The organism is Agromyces sp. NSFZ, assembly GCF_056156205.1.
Genome location: NZ_CM149585.1, coordinates 2,779,453 through 2,795,317 on the forward strand (window position 1 = coordinate 2,779,453; position 15,865 = coordinate 2,795,317).

The window sequence follows — 15,865 nt, forward strand, 5'->3', positions numbered from 1 at the left end:
GGGGTCACCGCGGCGCGGCCGGGGCAGCATCCGGTGCCGTCGGCGCCTTCGGCACGATCCGCAGCTCCGGCGCCTGCGACACGAGCAGCCACGCCGGCAGGATGATCACGCACAGCCACGGCAGCAGCGCGATGTCGCCAGAGATGCCGGCCGCCATGAACAGCGAGATCCAGCCGTCGCGCGTCGAGACGAGCAGCAGCCCGATCACTCCGCACGCGACGGCGAGGCCGAGGGGCAGCGACGGCACGAGCACGTACCCGAGCACCCCGATCGCGACGCCGATGAACGCCGCCGGGAACACGCGGCCGCCACGGAACAGGGCGCTCGCAGCCACGACGAGCGCCAAGAGCTTCACGATCACGATGAGGGCGAGCTCGCCGGCCTCGTAGTCGTCGGGATGGGCGAGCAGCTCGCCCATCTGGTCGAGCCCCTTGAACATCGTGATCGGCCCGCCGATGAGGCCGAGCAGCCCGAGCACGAGGCCGCCCGCCGTCGCGACGAGGATCGGGTTGCGGAGCGAGTGGAACGCGCGGTGCACGATCGGCAGGAGGGAGACGGCGACGAGGCCGACGAGCACCGCGACGCATGCGAGCAGCGCGCCGACGACGACGTCGAGCGGGTCGACCGTGCTGGGCGGCACGTCGAACGTGAGCGGCGGCACGCCGAGCGCATGCATCGTGCCGGAGCCGGCCGCCGCCGCCGCGAGCGGCAGGAACAGCTTGTCCCAGAGCGCCCCACCGCCACGCACCGCGGCGAGCGCACCCGTGAACAGCAACGCCGCGCCGACGGGCGTGCCGAAGAGGGCGCCGATCGTGCCCGCGGCCGCCATGAGCATCGCGAGCCTCGGCGGCACGCTCGGCATGAACCGTGCGAGCAGCGCGACGGCGAGCGACACGTTGATCGCGATGATCGGGTTCTCAGGCCCCAGGCTGACGCCGCCCGCGAGGCCCAGTACGGTGACGATCGCGATGCCGGGCAGCACCTTCAGCTGCAGCGGGGGCTCGAACAGCTCGGTCGTTGCCGAGTCGGGTCCGCCGTGCCCGGGCAGGTATCGCAGGCAGAGGCCGACGAGCAGGCCGGTCGTCGTGAGCACCAGCACGATCCACCATCCTGCGGGGTCGAGGCCGAGCGCGTCGGGCAGGGCCGTCCACACGAGGTCCTCGAGGAGCCCCGCGACGGTGTCCAGCGCCCAGAGCAGGAGTGCCGCGGCGACGCCGACGGCGAGCGCTGGAACGGCGAGCACCGCGAGTTGCCGCGGCGTGGGCGCAGGCGGCTCCGAGGGCGGGGCTTCCCGGCGATCCGTCATGGTGCTCTCCTCACATTCCGACCAGGTCGCGCCGATCGAACACGAGCATGCCGCCGAGCGCGAGCAGCACGCCGATCGCCGTCATCACGAGGGCCGGCCAGGGATCGATCGGATCGACCGGCACCTCCTCGAGGTGATGGAACGGCGACAGGTTCATCACCCATTCGGGCCACTCGAGCAGGTTTCCCACGAGTTCGACGACGTAGGCGACGACCGCGGCGCCCGCGGCGACGGGCACGGTGACCCGCGGCGCGACCCCGAAGACGAGCACGGCGACGCCCGCGAACACGGCGACCGCGGGCAGGACGTTCAGCATCGCCGAGAACGCATCCGCAGCAACGACGTCGGTCTCCGTCATGGCAGCGCCGAGCCAGAGCGTCGTCGCGGCGACCGCGGTGAGCACGACGATCCCTGCGGCGAGCGCGGCGACATGCCCGCCGAGCCAGCGCCATCGCGGCAGGGGCCGCGCGAGCAGGAACTCCGCGCGGGCGGAGGCCTCCTCGGCGCGGGTGGCGCCCATCCGGAACGCCGCGAACACCGCGGTGACGAGCCCGATGATCTTCGCGATCATCGCGACGAAGCCGAGCGTGACGTCCTCGACGGACAGCCCGAACGCCGTGAGGAGCTCGACGAACCCCGTGTCCTCGAGCAGGAACTCGTCGACGATGGGCAGCATCGTCCCCATCACGACGCCGACCGCCGCGAACCCGCCGACCCATGCGAGGAGCACGCCGAGGTTCATGCGCCAGGCGAACGCCGACGCGCCGCCGAGTCCCCACGGCCGGGTCCGCCCGGTGGTCGGTGCCCGCAGCAGCCCGGCACCCGCATCGCGGAGACCCCGCACCACGACGGCGGTGGCGGCCAGAACGAGCGCCGCCGCCGCCGGCACGAGCAGCACCGCCCACCGGTTCGCGTCGAACGCCTCGATGCGGTCGAACCAGCCGGCCGGCGTGAACCATCCGAGCCACGCCCGGCGGTCGGCGCTGTTCGCCGCCATGCGCAGCAGGATCCACCCCAGGACGAGGGCGCCGGCAACCGACAGTGCCAGGCGCCGCGTGCCGAGTACCTGCGAGAGCAACGCCGCGACCGCGACGAGCGTGGCCGCGTAGCCGGCCAGGGTGAGCCCGGCGAGTGCGGAACCCTCCGCCTGCGCGCCGATGACCGCGAACCCGATGCCGACCACGACGCCGATGAGCGCGCACGCCCCGAACAGCACCGCCAGCTGCAACGCGAGCACCGTGCGCGCCCCGACCGCCCCCGCGGCGTGCACGGCATCGGCGCGGCCCGACTCCTCGTCGCCGCGCAGCACGCGCGTGGTCGCCGTGAGCGCCCACGCGGCGCTGATCAGCGTGAGGTAGAGGCCGGCGTCCCACAGCGCGAACCCTCCGACGGTGTCGACCGCGCTGCCCGTGCCCGCGATGATGCGCACGCCCGGGTCCTCCGCCCAGAACAGCAGCGCCCGGCGCGACGCGGCATCCGGGTACGCCGTGCGGAACGACAGGCCCTCGAGCACGATCAGCCCACCGAGTCCCACCGCGATGAGCATCGTCCCGCGAACGACCAGGCGGGCCGTGAGCCGGGCCACCGTGCGCAACGGACGGGCCGCACGTCCCGTGCGCACATGCGAGTGGGCATGCGGATGCCGCCGCGTCGCACTCGCGGGCATCGTCGCCATGCGGAATCCTCTCGTCAGTAGTAGGTGAGGAAGATCTCCTCGAGCGACGGCTCGACGGTGCGCAGCCGGACGATCCGGTGATCCGCCAGGCGCCGGATCAGCGCGTCGGGCTCGCCCGAGACGGTGACCCGGATGCCGCCCGGCACGCCGGCCATCGCCTCGACGGCGGTGACGCCCTGCACGCCGTCGAGCGCCGGCGGTTCGCCGTCGAAGACGACCTCGACGACGATCGCGCTGATGCGCCGCAACTCGTCGAGGGCGGCGACCTCGACGAGCCGCCCCTCGCGCAGGATCCCGACGCGGTCGCAGAGGTCCTGCACCTCGTCGAGGATGTGCGACGAGAGGAACAGGGTCTGGCCCCGAGCCGCGGCATCCCGAGCCACGATCTGGAACTGTTCCTCCATGAGCGGATCCAGCCCTGCAGTCGGCTCGTCGAGCAGCAGCACGTCGGGCCGGCTCATGAGCGCCGCGACGAGCGCGATCTTCTGCCGGTTGCCCTTCGACGTCGACCGGATGCGCGCCGACGGGTCGACCTGGAAGCGCTCGATCAGCTCGGCCCGGAAGCCCTCGTCGACCCATCCCGACACGTTGCCGAGCAACCGCAGCACCTCATCGCCGGTCAGCTGCGGCCAGAGCGCCACCTCACCGGGCACGTACCCGAGGTGACGGTGCGCCCGCACCACGTCGCCGACCGGAATGCCGTGCACCGTCGCGTTCCCGCGCGTCGGGCGGATCAGGCCGAGCAGCAGGCGGATCGTTGTCGTCTTGCCCGATCCGTTGGGCCCGAGGAACCCGAAGATCTCGCCGCGCCGCACCTCGAGATCGAGGCCTTCGAGCGCCGCCGTGCGCCCGTAGTGCTTCGTCAGGTCGGATGTCGCGATCGCCGCGTCACTCATCGAGCCTCCTCCGGGCGCCTACTCGACGATCCCGAGAGCGTGGTCGGTGGTGTTGAACCGCTCGCCGCCCGTTTCGGTGACCGTGACGATGTCCTCGATGCGCACGCCGAAGCGCCCGGCGAGGTAGATGCCCGGCTCGATCGAGAAGCACATGCCGGGCCGCAGCGGCAGCTCCTCGCCCTCGACCATGTACGGCGGCTCATGGGTGGTCACCCCGATGCCGTGCCCCGTGCGGTGGATGAACGCGTCGCCATACCCTGCCTCGGTGATCACCGCTCGCGCGGCCCGGTCGATCTCCTGGCACGCCACCCCCGGACGCACGGCCTCGAACGCCGTCTGCTGGGCCCGCCTGACGATGTCGTGGACCTCGCGCACCTCTGCGGACGGCTCCCCCACGCTGACCGTGCGCGTGGTGTCCGATCCGTAGCCGTTCATGAGACCGCCGAAGTCGAGCACGACGGCGTCGCCCTCCTCGATCACCCGGTCGCCGGCCTCGTGGTGCGGGTTCGCCCCGTTGGGGCCGGAGCCCACGACCGTGAAGTCGACCTGCTCGTGCCCGAACTCACGCAGGAGCATCGCGAGGTCGGCCGCCACCTCGGTCTCGCGCCGACCGGCGAACCGCACGTTCACGATCTCGCCGTAGGCGGCATCGGCGGCGGCGCCCGCGGCCGCGAGCCGGGCGAGCTCGTTGGCGTCCTTGATCGCGCGCATCATCGGCAGGCTCTGGCTCAGTGCCACGTACCGCGTCTCGGGCAGGTTCGTCTGCAATCCGATGAGGTGCATCGCCCACGCCGAATCGGAGATCCCGAACCGTCCGTCGGACCGCAGCAGCCGACCGGCCGACGAGTAGGGATCCGTTCCGTCCGTCCAGTCGGAGATGGCGACGCTCGAGGAGCCCTCGGCGGCCTCGGCATCGGGCCGCTCCAGCACCGGCACGAGCAGCGTGGGGCGCTCGTCGGGTGCGAGGACCAGCATGGTCAGGCGCTCCGTGATGGCGGTGGGCCGATAGCCCGTGAGCCACACCAGGTCGGGTCCGGGCGTCACGATGACCCCGTCGAGTCCGGCGGCGAGCGCATCGTCGACCACGCGGGCCATCCGTGCCGCGTAGTCGTCACTCGTGAACGGAATGGGTTCGGTTCGCATCGGTCGCTCCTCGTCTGCCGGCCTGTCAGCATGCTCGCATGGCACCGCACCGAGCATTGGGGCGGAAGTCCCGATCAGAGCCACGGCTCCCGCCAGCCGCCGTGGTCGGCGGCGAGGGCGTCCGCCTCGACAGGTCCCCAGGTCCCGGGAGCGTAGGCGCGCACGGGTGGCGGGTCGGCGAGCAGCGGCTGCATGACCCGCCAGGTCTCCTCGATCGTGTCCTGCCTGCCGAACCGCGAATCGCGGCCCTCGATCGCCGCGTGCAGCAGCACTTCGTACGGCGTCGGCCCCTCCCCGCCCTTGTCGGCGAACTCCATGTCGAGCTCGACCGAGCTCGGCATCGGCGTGTCGGCCCGTTGGGCGTTCAGCACGATCCGCACTCCGGTCGACGGGTCGAGCCGGATCACGAGCTGGTCGGACTCCGACTCCGCGGTCCGCAGGCCGAAGCCGAGCCGCGGCGAGTGCTTGAAGACGAGGCGCACCTCGGTCTGGGTCATCGGCAGCAGCTTGCCGGTGCGGATGAGGAACGGCACGCCCGACCAGCGCCAGTTCTCGACCTGGAGCTCGAGCGCGCAGAAGGTCTCGGTCGTGGAATCGGTTGCCACCCCCGCGAGGTCGCGGTACCCGTCGAACTGCCCGCGCACGTACCGCGTCGCATCCGCCTCGACCATCGCACGGAACAGCGAGGTCTGCATGTCCCTGATCGTCTGCGGATCGCCATGCGACGGCGCCTCCATGGCGGTTGCCGCGAGCACCTGCATGAGATGGTTCACGACCACGTCGCGGAGCGCGCCGACCGGATCGTAGAAGTGCCCCCGCCCATCGAGGCCGAAGTCCTCGGCCATCGTGATCTGCACGCAGTCGACGAAGTTGCGGTTCCAGACCGGCTCGAGCATCGTGTTCGCGAAGCGGAGGTAGAGGATCTCCTCGAGCCCCATCTTCCCGAGGTAGTGGTCGACGCGATACAACTGCGATTCCTCGATCTCCTCGTGGAGCTCGTCGGCGAGCGCGCGCGCCGACGTCAGGTCGTGGCCGAAGGGCTTCTCGACGACGACGCGCCCGCGGCGTTTGAACTCGACGAGGCCGGCGGCCGCGAGACCGTGCACCACCGGCGCGAACAGACCGGGCGGGATCTCGAGGTAGAACACCGGCATTCGCGCATCACCCACCGCCGACGCCACCCGCTCGAAGGTCGCGGGATCCGTGAAGTCCCCCTGCACGTACACGAACCGGTCGGCCAGGCGACCGAACACCGTCTCGTCGAGCACTTCGCCGGTGCCGAGGATCGACGATCGGGCGCGTTCGACGAGCTGGTCGGTCGTCCAGTCATCGAACGCCACCCCGACGATCGGGCACTCGAGCAGTCCGCGCTGCTCCAGCCGGTACAGGGAGTGGAAGGTCATGACCCGCGCCAGATCCCCCGTGATCCCGAAGATCACGAGCACATCGCCGCGAGCGCCGCCAGCGGCATCCGTCTGCTCCGGCATTCCCGCTCCGTTCCCGTCCGATGGCGCCTGCGGCGTGCCGCTACGCGTCGCGTCGCCCACGCGTCAGCACCGGGTCCACGACGCCCGAGCCGTGGTCGAGCTGGTAGTCGAGGTTGACCGCGGCGCGGATGAGCGAGAGATGGCTGAACGCCTGCGGGAAGTTGCCGAGCTGCTCCCCGGTGAGGCCGATCTCCTCGGCGTAGAGCCCGAGGTGATTCGCGTACGTGAGCATCTTCTCGAAGGTGAACTGCGCGTCGTCGAGGCGGCCCGAGCGGGCCAGCGCGTCGACGTACCAGAACGAGCAGAGCGTGAACGTGCCCTCGGATCCGCGCAGCCCGTCGGGCGACGCGCTCGGGTTGTACCGGTAGACGAGGCTGTCGGAGACGAGTTCCTCGTCCATCTCGTCGAGCGTCGACAGCCACATCGGGTCTCTCGGGGCGATGAAGCCCATGGTCGGCATGACGAGCAGCGACGCGTCGAGCACGTCGGTGTCCTGGTGCTGCACGAAGGCACCGCGCCCCTCGTGCCACCCCTTGTCCATGATCTGCTCGTAGATCGCATCGCGCTGCTCCACCCATCGCGTCACCGAGCCGGGCCGACCGCGGCCCTGGGCGATCCGGATGCCTCGGTCGAGCGCGATCCAGCACATGAAGCGCCCGTACGTGAACTTCTGCTGCCCACCGCGCGTCTCCCAGATGCCCTCCTCCGGCCGGTCCCAGTTGTCGCACACCCAGTCGAGCATCTCGGCCACCTGCGTCCAGCCGATGTGCGGGAGCTGCAGCCCGTGCGAGTCGGCGAGGTGGATCGAGTCCATGGCCTCGCCGTAGATGTCGAGCTGCAACTGGTCGGCGGCGCCGTTGCCGATGCGCGCGGGCTTCGATCCGCGATACCCGTCGAGGTGACCGAGCGTCTCCTCGACGAGATCAGACGAGCCATCGACGCGGTACATGATCTTCAGCGGCCCCGAGGCGTCGCCGACGCTCTCGTGGATGCGATCCATGAGCCACCCGACGAACGCCTCCGCCTCCTCCGTGTAGCCGAGGCCGAGCAGGGCGTAGACCGAGAACGACGCATCGCGGATCCACGTGTAGCGATAGTCCCAGTTGCGCTCGCCGCCCACCTGCTCCGGCAGCGCGGCCGTCGGAGCGGCCACCAGTGCGCCGGTCGGCGCGTAGGTCATGAGCTTCAGCGTCATGGCCGATCGCGCGACCATCTCGCGCCACCGGCCCCGGTAGGTGGATCGGTTGTTCCAGTCGCGCCAGAACTGCCGGGTGGCGAGGAAGAGGTCGACGATGGCGTCACGCGTCACCGGCCCTGGCTCGCCCTCACCCGTCTCGAACAGGATGCCCGTGATCTCGCCGGCGTTGAGGGTTCCCGTCACGCGCAGCCCGTCGTCGACCCGTTCGACGCGCCCGGCGCGCTCGGTGCCGCGCAGGATGGGCTCGCCGACACGTCGCACCGTGAACGTCGCGCCGTCGGACGCGAACACGGCGCCCTCATCGCGCACCTCGATCGTGTGCGACGCCCGGCCGTAGTCGAAGCGGGGCTGGATGTCGACCACGAAGTCCATCGACCCGCGCACCACACGGAGCAGCCGCACCAGCCGGTGGCGATCGGTCGCCGGCCCTTCCGCGATGGGCATGAAGTCGATCACCTCGCCGACCCCGGCCTCGGTCATGAACCTCGTGATCAGGATCGCCGTGTTCGGCAGGTACAGCTGGCGCGTGACGTAGTCATCGGTCGAGGGGCGGATGCGGCAGAACCCGCCGCGCTCCCGGTCGAGCAGTGAGGCGAATACGCTCGGCGAGTCGAACCGCGGGAAGCAGAACCAGTCGATCGTGCCGTCGGTGTCCACCAGCGCGGCGCACTGCAGGTCGCCGATGAGTCCGTGATCCGCGATGTTCGGGTAGTCGTCCGTCATGAAAGCCCCCGTCCCCGGCGGCATCGTCGCACCCCGCGCCGATCGCCGCAGGGACGAAGGTCCCGACGGCGGGATGCCATCGCGGAGTCGTCCGTACGATGGCGGCATGGACGCATCCTCGGCTGCTGCCCCACGACCACTCGAGTCCGGGGTCTACGAGCATTACAAGGGCAACCGCTACGAGGTGCTCATGGCCGCGCGGCACAGCGAGACCGAGGAGGAACTGGTCGTCTACCGTCAGTTGTACGGCGACGGCAGCTTGTGGGTCAGGCCGCTCGCGATGTTCCTCGAAACGGTCGACGTGAACGGCGAACGGATGCCCCGGTTCCGTCGAGTCGGTACCGACGAGTCGACCGAGCCGAACCGCGCCTAGACTGTCGATGCACTCGCGGGAGTGGTGAAATCGGCAGACACGCAGGATTTAGGTTCCTGTGCCTTCGGGCGTGAGGGTTCAAGTCCCTCCTTCCGCACTCGTGCGCGATGAGTCTCCCGGGGCGCAGCGCGACCACCTCACCCGTCCGGGCTGAACGCCGCGTGGAAGATCGCGCGTGCGCGGCCCGCCACCGTCGGCCTCTCCGTGGCATCCGTTCGTGAGACGACGTCGGCCAACATCGTGACGGCCAGCAGCACGTCCTCGGTCTCGACGCGGTCGGCGATGCGGCCGGCCTCGTGCTCGCGTGCAAGGAGCGTCGCGGCGAGCCTCCCGAGCCGCTCGCTCAGGTGCGTGACCCGTCGATCGTGGCGGCTGAGCCAGATGAGGTCGATGAGCGCGGTCGACACGACGGCCTGGCCGACGATGGCCTCGAGCAGGTCGTCGAGAGTGGCGTCGGGCGAGGCCATGGCGGCCTCGAGCTCGTCGAGGTTCTCATCGAACACGGCCACGGCGAGCGCGAGCCGGTCGGGGAAATGCCGGTACAGGCTGCCCTGGCCGACACCGGCCTTCTTGGCGACGGCGCTGAACGGCGCCTGCAGTCCGTCGGCCGAGAAGACCTCCCGGGCGGCGGCGATGAGTGCACGACGATTCTCGGGGCCGGCACTCGGCCCCCGGTTGGCTTTGCGATCGCTGGGAGTTCGCTTCTCGCGCTCGGGCACGGTGTAACGTTACTACCGGACATGGTTGTCCGGTAGCTTCGCCCCGAAGGAAGACCCGAATTGAGCACCCCGAAGACCCTCACCGGTGACGACTCCATCAAGACGTGGCTCGAGCATCCGGTCGGAGGACCCATCCTCCGCGATCTGCTCGCCCAGTCCGGGCAGGACGCCGGCGTCATGCGTCCCGTGCAGCGCCTGGCCATCAAGCGGCTGGTCAAGCTCAGCAAGGGGCAGTTCTCGCAGGAACTCCTCGACGCTCTGGTCCGGCGTGCCGCGGCCGGCGACGTTCCGGCCGGCGCGGGCGCCGGCGACCCGGCAGCTCAGCCGGAGGCATCCGGAACCGAGGCATCCGACGCATCGACGGATGCCCCAGGCGCGCCGGCCGTCGAACGCCCCGAGTGGGTCGAGCGCATCGACCAGGGCCGCTTCGCGGGCAAGACCGTGATCGTCACGGGCGCCGGTTCCGGCATCGGCCGCGCCACCGCATCGCGCATCGCCCGCGAGGGTGGTCGGGTCATAGCGGTCGACGTCTCGCAGGAGCGCCTCGACGTGTTCGCCGCCGAGCACCCTGGCACCGACGTCGTGACGCTCGGGGCCGACATCACCGACGACGCCAAGGTCGCCGAGATCGTCGCCGCCGCGGGCGAGCGCATCGACGGCCTCGCGAACATCGCCGGGATCATGGACGACATGACCCCCGTCGGCGAGCTCACCGACGCCGTGTGGAAGCGCGTGTTCGCGGTCAACGTCGACGGAACGATGAAGCTCATGCGTGCGGTCGCGCCGGTCATGCTCGCGCAGGGCTCGGGCTCGATCGTGAACACCGCGAGCGAGGCGGCGCTCCGCGGCTCGGCCGCGGGCGTGGCGTACACGGCCTCGAAGCACGCCGTGGTCGGCCTCACCACGTCGACCGCCTTCATGTACGGCCCCAGCGGCCTGCGCGTGAACGCCGTGGCGCCCGGCCCCACCATCACGAACATCGAGGCGACCTTCGCCTCACCGCTCGGCGCGCAGCGCGTGCGCCAGGCGATGGCGGTGCTGCCGGATGCCGCAGAGGCCGAGGCACTCGCGGCATCCATCACCTTCCTGCTCAGCGACGACGGCGTGAACGTCAACGGCGTCGTGCTCGCGAGCGACGGAGGCTGGTCGGCCGCCTGATCCGAACCGTCGTCGTCACCTCGGGCTCACGACGACCCCACGTCGCGGCCGGCCGAGCACCCCTCCCCCCTCCGGCCGGCCGCGACCTCTCGCCCGCGCCCGCAACCGCGCGTAGCATCGCACGCAAGGGCGAGGAGTGCGATGAGCGAGCCGAGCACCACACCCTTCGGGGCGGAGGATGGGTCGCGCCCGGGCCTGCGGGCTCGCGTCCGGACCGCCCTGGCTCGGCTGGCGAAGTACAGCCCAGTGCGGCGACCGGGGTGGATGCGCGGACCGGCCGTTTCCGACGGCGTGCGCTCGCCCACCATCGTGACCGAACGGCTGGTGCTCCGGCCGCATCGGCTGCGCGAGGCGCGGGCGTGGTACGCGCTCCAATCCGACCCCGAGGTGCTCCGCTACCTGGCCTGGCCGCCGCGCTCGCGGATGGCGTCGTTCAAGCACCTCCTCGACCGGACGCATCACACCAGCCTCCTGCGCAAGGACGACTTCCTCGCGCTCGCGGTGATGCGCGACGGTGAACTCGTCGGCGACATCTCGCTGCACTTCCGCAAGACCGGCCTGCCGGAGCGGCAGTTCGAGATCGGCTGGATCGTCGCCACCGGCCAGCAGGGCCACGGCTATGCGCGCGAGTCGGCGGAGGGCATGCTCGGCCTCGCGTTCGACCGCCTGCACGCGCAGCAGGTGTTCGCGAAGATGCGGTCGCAGAACGAGGCGTCGCGGGTGCTCGCCGCCCGACTCGGATTCGTGGAGGTCTCGAACGTCGACGACTACCGGCTGATGACCCTCGACCGCGACGATTATCTGACGTCCCGTGGCCGCCCGCCCGGGTCCGACGGAGGAACCGGGACCCGAGGGCTCGCCGGGTAGCCACGGGCTCATACGAGCGACAGCACGAACGAGAGCACGAACCCCGCTGCGGTACTGAGTGCCACCGCCGGTCCGCCATGCTCGTACGCCTCCGGCATGAGCGTGTCGGCGAGCGAGGCGATCACCGCCCCGGCCGCGAAGGCGAGCGGCAACGAGATCGTCTCGGGATCGGTGTTCGCGAGCGGCCCCGCGCCGATGACGACGGCGGCCACGAGCAGTGCCGCGCACGCGGCCCACAGGCCGATGACCTGCGTGGCGGAACGACCCTGGCTTCGCATTGATGACGCCCCGACGAGCGCCTCGGGCAGGTTCGAGACGAAGATCGCGGCGAGCAGCGCCATCCCGCCGGATCCGGCATCGCCGAGCGAGACGCCGAGGGCGAGGTTCTCGGGCACCCCGTCGAGGGTCACGGCGGCCAGGAGCGCGAGTCCCGCCGCGCCCCGCGTGGACGCCGGGCTGGGAGCTCGCTCCTCGGCGGCGGCATCCGTGTCGAGCTTGACGCTGCCACGGATCTCGTCGACGGGCCGGGGCCGCGAGCCCGGCTGCGCCCAGCGATCCAGGAGGGCGCTCAGCGCGGCGAACACCACCGCACCCGTGAGGAGTCCGAGCGCCGCGCGAACGATGCCGCCCTGTTCGTAGGCATCCTCGAACAACTCGAAGGCCAGTGCGGTGATGAGCGCGCCGGCCGCGAACGAGAGCAGGATGGCGAGCAGGCGCTTCGGCAGCTCGAATCGGACGCCGACGGCGGCGCCCACGAGCAGCGCGCTCGAGGCGACGAGGCCGAACAGCCACGCGGAACCCATGTCGACACTCTGCTTCGACGGGACCGGTGACGCGAAGCCCTTGACGAATCCGGTCGGGAGCCGCCTACACGCGCGGCGGCCCGGCGCGGACTCGGTCGCGCGCGTACGCCGCAACCTCCGATGGCGGCACCGTCCAGTCGGCCTCGAGCCACCAGGTGACGCCGGCCTGCGCCCAGGGTCGCACAAGCGCGGCATCCGCGGCTCGATCGACCCCGCTCGTCGTGCCCTCCTGCACGACGTCGAACGGCCGGTCACCGAGTCCGAGCCGATCGCGTTCGGCCCGGATCCACGCGATCGCCTCGGCTGCGATCTCGGGCGTGTAGAGCAACCGCTGCTCGTCGGGCCCCGCGGGTGACGCCCCCGGGGGTGCGTAGTTCGGGATCCAGCCGTCGTGACGCGCCACCCGGCGCATCGACCTCGCTCGCGGCCACAGTCCGACGACCCAGGTGGGGATGCGCGGCTCCTGCACGATCGCGGGCGGGAGCATCTCGTCGGTGCGATGCGCCCGATAGTGCCGGCCCTCGTACTCGAACGGCTCGGCACGCCAGAGGTGCTGCAGCATCTCGAGCCCCTCGTCGAGGAGCTCGGCCCGCTCCCTGCGCCCCGGGTCGTCCTCGAAGATCCAGAACCGGTGCTCGACCTCATCGGGGACGCCGAGCCCGACCGAGAGGATGACCCTCCCGTTCGAGAGCCGGTCGACCGTCATGGTCTGGCCGGCGAGCTCCCACGGGCGTCTCCGGGGCAGCGGGGTGAGCATGGTGCCGAGCCGGATGCGATCGGTGACCATCGCGGCCGCGCCGAGCGTCGACCAGGGATCGGTCGCCCAGATGCCCTCCCACACGAAGAAGCCGTCCCACCCGGATGCCTCGGCGAGCTGGGCGAGCTCGACCGCGAGGTTCGGTTCGGTGCCGGTGAAGATGAACCCATGACGCATGCCGGCGACGCTATCGGCCACCCCCGACAGTCGGCTCGTCCACACGCTCGGCGCCGCCGAGCACCGTGTCGACCGCGCGAGCGAGCTCGGGTCCGACGTCGCCCCAGTCGCGATCGAGCTCCCGGGCGAGCCGCGGATACCGCTCGGCGACCGCCTGGGCGAGCCAGGGCGAGGGAGCGGATGCCTCGGGCCCCCCGGGCACGATCGCGGAGAACGCCCTGGCGATCGATTCGAGCAGGAGCGCCACGTGCATGGGATCGGCGATGCGGCCCCGATCGAGCACCACGAGGAGCGTCTCGATCCACGCCAGCCGGTTCGGGTGACGAGGCAGGCCCGTCACGTGCACCTCCGCGATCCACGGATGCCGGGTGTAGCGCGCGTGCAGCTCGCGCACCCAGGCCCGCACGTCGCCCGTCCAGTCGTTCGCCTCGAGGTCGGGCGGCGGGCCGACCGCGGCATCCGTCATGAATTCGACCAGCGAGTCCTTCGAATCGACGTACCGGTACAGCGCCGTCGTGGTGAGCCCGAGCTCGCCGGCGACCCGCGCGAGCGACACGGACGCAAGCCCGCCGGCGTCGGCGAGCGCGGAGGCGGCCGTCGCGACGTCGTGCACGGTGAACCGTGCGCGGGGCCCGCGCGGCGACGCCGACTCGACGCCCCATGCCACACGAAGCATGCGATCCTCCGATTGACTGTGCATGACGTTCACTGTAGCGTGTGGAACTGTGAACGCCATTGACAGTAATTCGACCATCGTGCTGGTCACCGGTGCCTCGTCTGGCCTGGGCGCCCGCACCGCGCGCGCCCTCGTCGACCGCGGCTATCAGGTCGCCGGGGCCGCGCGTCGCACCGACCTCGTCGAGCAGCTTCCCGGGGTGCTGCCCGTGCACCTCGATCTCTCCGACGGCGACAGCATCGAGCGCGCGATGCAGCGAATCGAACGCGAACTGGGGCCGGTCGGCATCCTGATCAACAACGCCGGCTACGGCGAGTTCGGCGCCATCGAGGAGACCCCGATCGAGCTCGCCCGTGCACAGTTCGAGGTCAACGTCTTCGGACTGATCCGGCTCACGCAGCGCGTGATCCCATCCATGCGCCGCGCGTCGACGGGCCGCATCGTCAACGTGTCGAGCCTCGCGGGCGAGTTCAGCTCCCCGCTCGGGGGCTGGTACCACGCGTCGAAGTTCGCGCTCGAGGCGCTCTCCGACAGCCTGCGCGCCGAGCTGCGAGCGTTCGGCATCGATGTCGCGATCGTGCAGCCCGGGCCGGTGCGCACGGCATGGCACGAGGAGGCGATGCATCGGCTCGAGGCGACCTCGGGCCGTGGACCGTATCGCGAGATGGCCAGGTCGGTGGCCCGCTACCATCGGGCGACGCAGACCAGCGCGATCACGAGCGACGTCGACCCCGTCGCCGCCGCCATCGTCGAGGCGGCCACGGCCCGGCGCCCGCGCACCCGCTACCGCGTCGGCCGGGGCGCGTCGACCGCGGTCGCGTTCAGCAGGCTGCCCGACCGGGTCTTCGACGCGATGACGCGGCGCCAGTTCGGGATCGCCTGAACCCGAGTGCGGGCCGGCATCCCGGTCGCGGGTGGGATGCCTCGTTCGGCGCGTCATCCTCGGGAATGATTCGGTGCGAGCACTCAGTCGGGCGCATCATCCGCTGGGTAGACTGCAACGACACCACGCCGCCTGCTGACCGGCATCCGCCGTGCCCGACGACGACAGGAGATCCCTGTGATCCATACCGCCCTCATTCCGTGGCTCGACCCAGAGACGATCATCGCCTCGGCCGGCCCGTGGGCGCTCCTGGTGGTCTGCTTCATCGTGTTCGCCGAGACCGGCCTGCTCGTCGGGTTCCTGCTCCCTGGTGACACACTCCTCGTCATCTCGGGCCTGCTCTCGCACTCCACCCCCGCCGCGCCCAACGGCGTGTTCGGCGTGAACATCTGGTGGGTGTCGCTGCTCATCGGATTCGCGGCCTTCCTCGGCGGCGAGGTCGGCTACGAGATCGGGCATCGAGGCGGACCGAAGGTGTTCGAACGCAAGGAGAGCGGGCTCTTCAGCGTCAAGAACGTCGAGCGCACGAACGCGTTCTTCGAGCGGTTCGGCGGGCTCACCATCATCCTCGCCCGCTTCGTGCCGATCGTGCGCACCTTCGCCCCCGTCGCCGCGGGCGTCGGCCACATGCAGCGCGGCCGGTACACGCTCTACAACTTCACCGGCGCGGTGCTGTGGGGCTTCGGGCTCACGATGTTCGGGTACCTCATCGGGTTCATCCCGCCGGTCGCGTTCCTCGTGCGCGAGTACATCGACATCATCCTGCTCATCGCCGTCGGCGGCACGGCGCTCGTCACCCTGTGGCACTACTTCAGCGAGCGACGCAAGGCGAGGAAGGCCGAGGCCGCCGGCGAAGACGTCGTCACCGACCACGTCGAGGCCGAGGAGCTGGTGCTCGATCCCGACGTCTTCGACCGTCCGCCGCACCTCGACGGCGACCGCCACGGCGATCATGGCACCGGGCATCACGGCACCGGGCGATCGGGCGACGAGCCGCCGCACGATCGCTGAACTCAGCTGGTCA

15 protein-coding genes and 1 tRNA gene are annotated in these 15,865 nt (G+C 70.9%); 6 read left to right on the forward strand and 10 right to left on the reverse strand.

Features of this window, described 5'->3' with window-relative positions; all coding sequences use genetic code 11:
* Positions 1–4 precede the first annotated feature (4 nt).
* The 6 genes from ACVFI9_RS13080 to ACVFI9_RS13105 all read right to left on the reverse strand — a co-directional run bounded on the left by ACVFI9_RS13080 (position 5) and on the right by ACVFI9_RS13105 (position 8,428).
* Positions 5–1,306 carry an ion channel protein gene (locus ACVFI9_RS13080; protein WP_474762655.1) on the reverse strand — a complete coding sequence of 434 codons (1,302 nt, stop codon included), beginning with the start codon at positions 1,304–1,306 and terminating at the stop codon, positions 5–7.
* 10 nt (positions 1,307–1,316) lie between these two features.
* A complete protein-coding gene (locus ACVFI9_RS13085; protein ID WP_474762656.1) occupies positions 1,317–2,981 on the reverse strand; it encodes a hypothetical protein in 1,665 nt (554 codons plus the stop codon).
* A gap of 14 nt (positions 2,982–2,995) precedes the next feature.
* Positions 2,996–3,877 (reverse strand): ABC transporter ATP-binding protein, encoded by an 882-nt coding sequence (locus ACVFI9_RS13090; protein ID WP_474762657.1) that lies wholly within the window; start codon positions 3,875–3,877, stop codon positions 2,996–2,998.
* A gap of 18 nt (positions 3,878–3,895) precedes the next feature.
* Positions 3,896–5,020, reverse strand: coding sequence for an aminopeptidase P family protein (locus ACVFI9_RS13095; RefSeq protein ID WP_474762658.1), 1,125 nt, complete (start codon positions 5,018–5,020; stop codon positions 3,896–3,898).
* A gap of 74 nt (positions 5,021–5,094) precedes the next feature.
* Entirely contained in the window at positions 5,095–6,507 is a 1,413-nt protein-coding gene (zwf, locus tag ACVFI9_RS13100; protein WP_474762659.1) for a glucose-6-phosphate dehydrogenase, read from the reverse strand.
* 40 nt (positions 6,508–6,547) lie between these two features.
* On the reverse strand, positions 6,548–8,428 hold the full coding sequence (locus ACVFI9_RS13105) for a glycoside hydrolase family 15 protein (RefSeq protein WP_474762660.1): 1,881 nt from the start codon (positions 8,426–8,428) through the stop codon (positions 6,548–6,550).
* 106 nt (positions 8,429–8,534) lie between these two features.
* Here ACVFI9_RS13105 and ACVFI9_RS13110 point away from each other — a divergent pair, with 106 nt between their 5' ends.
* Both ACVFI9_RS13110 and ACVFI9_RS13115 read left to right on the forward strand, forming a co-directional pair.
* On the forward strand, positions 8,535–8,801 hold the full coding sequence (locus ACVFI9_RS13110) for a DUF1653 domain-containing protein (protein WP_474762661.1): 267 nt from the start codon (positions 8,535–8,537) through the stop codon (positions 8,799–8,801).
* A gap of 15 nt (positions 8,802–8,816) precedes the next feature.
* A tRNA-Leu gene (locus tag ACVFI9_RS13115) sits at positions 8,817–8,898 on the forward strand.
* A gap of 40 nt (positions 8,899–8,938) precedes the next feature.
* On the opposite strand, the gene ACVFI9_RS13120 is transcribed toward ACVFI9_RS13115, so the two are convergent.
* On the reverse strand, positions 8,939–9,520 hold the full coding sequence (locus tag ACVFI9_RS13120; RefSeq protein ID WP_474762662.1) for a TetR/AcrR family transcriptional regulator: 582 nt from the start codon (positions 9,518–9,520) through the stop codon (positions 8,939–8,941).
* A gap of 60 nt (positions 9,521–9,580) precedes the next feature.
* Here ACVFI9_RS13120 and ACVFI9_RS13125 point away from each other — a divergent pair, with 60 nt between their 5' ends.
* Together ACVFI9_RS13125 and ACVFI9_RS13130 are read left to right on the forward strand one after the other, a co-directional pair.
* Positions 9,581–10,678, forward strand: a complete 1,098-nt coding sequence (locus ACVFI9_RS13125; protein WP_474762663.1) for an SDR family NAD(P)-dependent oxidoreductase — start codon at positions 9,581–9,583, stop codon at positions 10,676–10,678.
* A 141-nt stretch (positions 10,679–10,819) separates the two neighbouring features.
* Positions 10,820–11,545, forward strand: a complete 726-nt coding sequence (locus ACVFI9_RS13130; protein WP_474762664.1) for a GNAT family N-acetyltransferase — start codon at positions 10,820–10,822, stop codon at positions 11,543–11,545.
* A gap of 8 nt (positions 11,546–11,553) precedes the next feature.
* Here the strand turns inward: ACVFI9_RS13130 and ACVFI9_RS13135 are convergent, their stop codons facing one another.
* From ACVFI9_RS13135 to ACVFI9_RS13145, 3 genes are all read right to left on the reverse strand, one after another.
* The gene (locus ACVFI9_RS13135; RefSeq protein ID WP_474762665.1) at positions 11,554–12,348 is read right to left on the reverse strand and encodes a ZIP family metal transporter; all 795 of its coding nucleotides are present in this window, start codon (positions 12,346–12,348) and stop codon (positions 11,554–11,556) included.
* 64 nt (positions 12,349–12,412) lie between these two features.
* A complete protein-coding gene (locus ACVFI9_RS13140; protein WP_474762666.1) occupies positions 12,413–13,282 on the reverse strand; it encodes an LLM class flavin-dependent oxidoreductase in 870 nt (289 codons plus the stop codon).
* 10 nt (positions 13,283–13,292) lie between these two features.
* Positions 13,293–13,958, reverse strand: coding sequence for a TetR/AcrR family transcriptional regulator (locus ACVFI9_RS13145; protein WP_474762667.1), 666 nt, complete (start codon positions 13,956–13,958; stop codon positions 13,293–13,295).
* A 49-nt stretch (positions 13,959–14,007) separates the two neighbouring features.
* On the opposite strand from ACVFI9_RS13145, the gene ACVFI9_RS13150 reads away from it, so the two are divergent.
* Together ACVFI9_RS13150 and ACVFI9_RS13155 are read left to right on the forward strand one after the other, a co-directional pair.
* The gene (locus ACVFI9_RS13150; protein ID WP_474762668.1) at positions 14,008–14,841 is read left to right on the forward strand and encodes an oxidoreductase; all 834 of its coding nucleotides are present in this window, start codon (positions 14,008–14,010) and stop codon (positions 14,839–14,841) included.
* Positions 14,842–15,021: 180 nt separating this feature from the next.
* On the forward strand, positions 15,022–15,852 hold the full coding sequence (locus ACVFI9_RS13155; RefSeq protein ID WP_474766255.1) for a DedA family protein: 831 nt from the start codon (positions 15,022–15,024) through the stop codon (positions 15,850–15,852).
* Positions 15,853–15,865 lie beyond the last annotated feature (13 nt).

Bases quoted from the DNA above. Each gene is read 5' to 3' on its own strand.
- ACVFI9_RS13080 (WP_474762655.1), bottom strand. From the start codon at position 1,306: ATGACGGATCGCCGGGAAGCCCCGCCCTCGGAGCCGCCTGCGCCCACG.
- ACVFI9_RS13140 (WP_474762666.1), bottom strand. From the start codon at position 13,282: ATGCGTCATGGGTTCATCTTCACCGGCACCGAACCGAACCTCGCGGTC.
- ACVFI9_RS13135 (WP_474762665.1), bottom strand. From the start codon at position 12,348: ATGGGTTCCGCGTGGCTGTTCGGCCTCGTCGCCTCGAGCGCGCTGCTC.
- ACVFI9_RS13085 (WP_474762656.1), bottom strand. From the start codon at position 2,981: ATGGCGACGATGCCCGCGAGTGCGACGCGGCGGCATCCGCATGCCCAC.
- ACVFI9_RS13090 (WP_474762657.1), bottom strand. From the start codon at position 3,877: ATGAGTGACGCGGCGATCGCGACATCCGACCTGACGAAGCACTACGGG.
- ACVFI9_RS13095 (WP_474762658.1), bottom strand. From the start codon at position 5,020: ATGCGAACCGAACCCATTCCGTTCACGAGTGACGACTACGCGGCACGG.
- zwf (WP_474762659.1), bottom strand. From the start codon at position 6,507: ATGCCGGAGCAGACGGATGCCGCTGGCGGCGCTCGCGGCGATGTGCTC.
- ACVFI9_RS13110 (WP_474762661.1), top strand. From the start codon at position 8,535: ATGGACGCATCCTCGGCTGCTGCCCCACGACCACTCGAGTCCGGGGTC.
- ACVFI9_RS13130 (WP_474762664.1), top strand. From the start codon at position 10,820: ATGAGCGAGCCGAGCACCACACCCTTCGGGGCGGAGGATGGGTCGCGC.
- ACVFI9_RS13145 (WP_474762667.1), bottom strand. From the start codon at position 13,958: ATGCTTCGTGTGGCATGGGGCGTCGAGTCGGCGTCGCCGCGCGGGCCC.
- ACVFI9_RS13105 (WP_474762660.1), bottom strand. From the start codon at position 8,428: ATGACGGACGACTACCCGAACATCGCGGATCACGGACTCATCGGCGAC.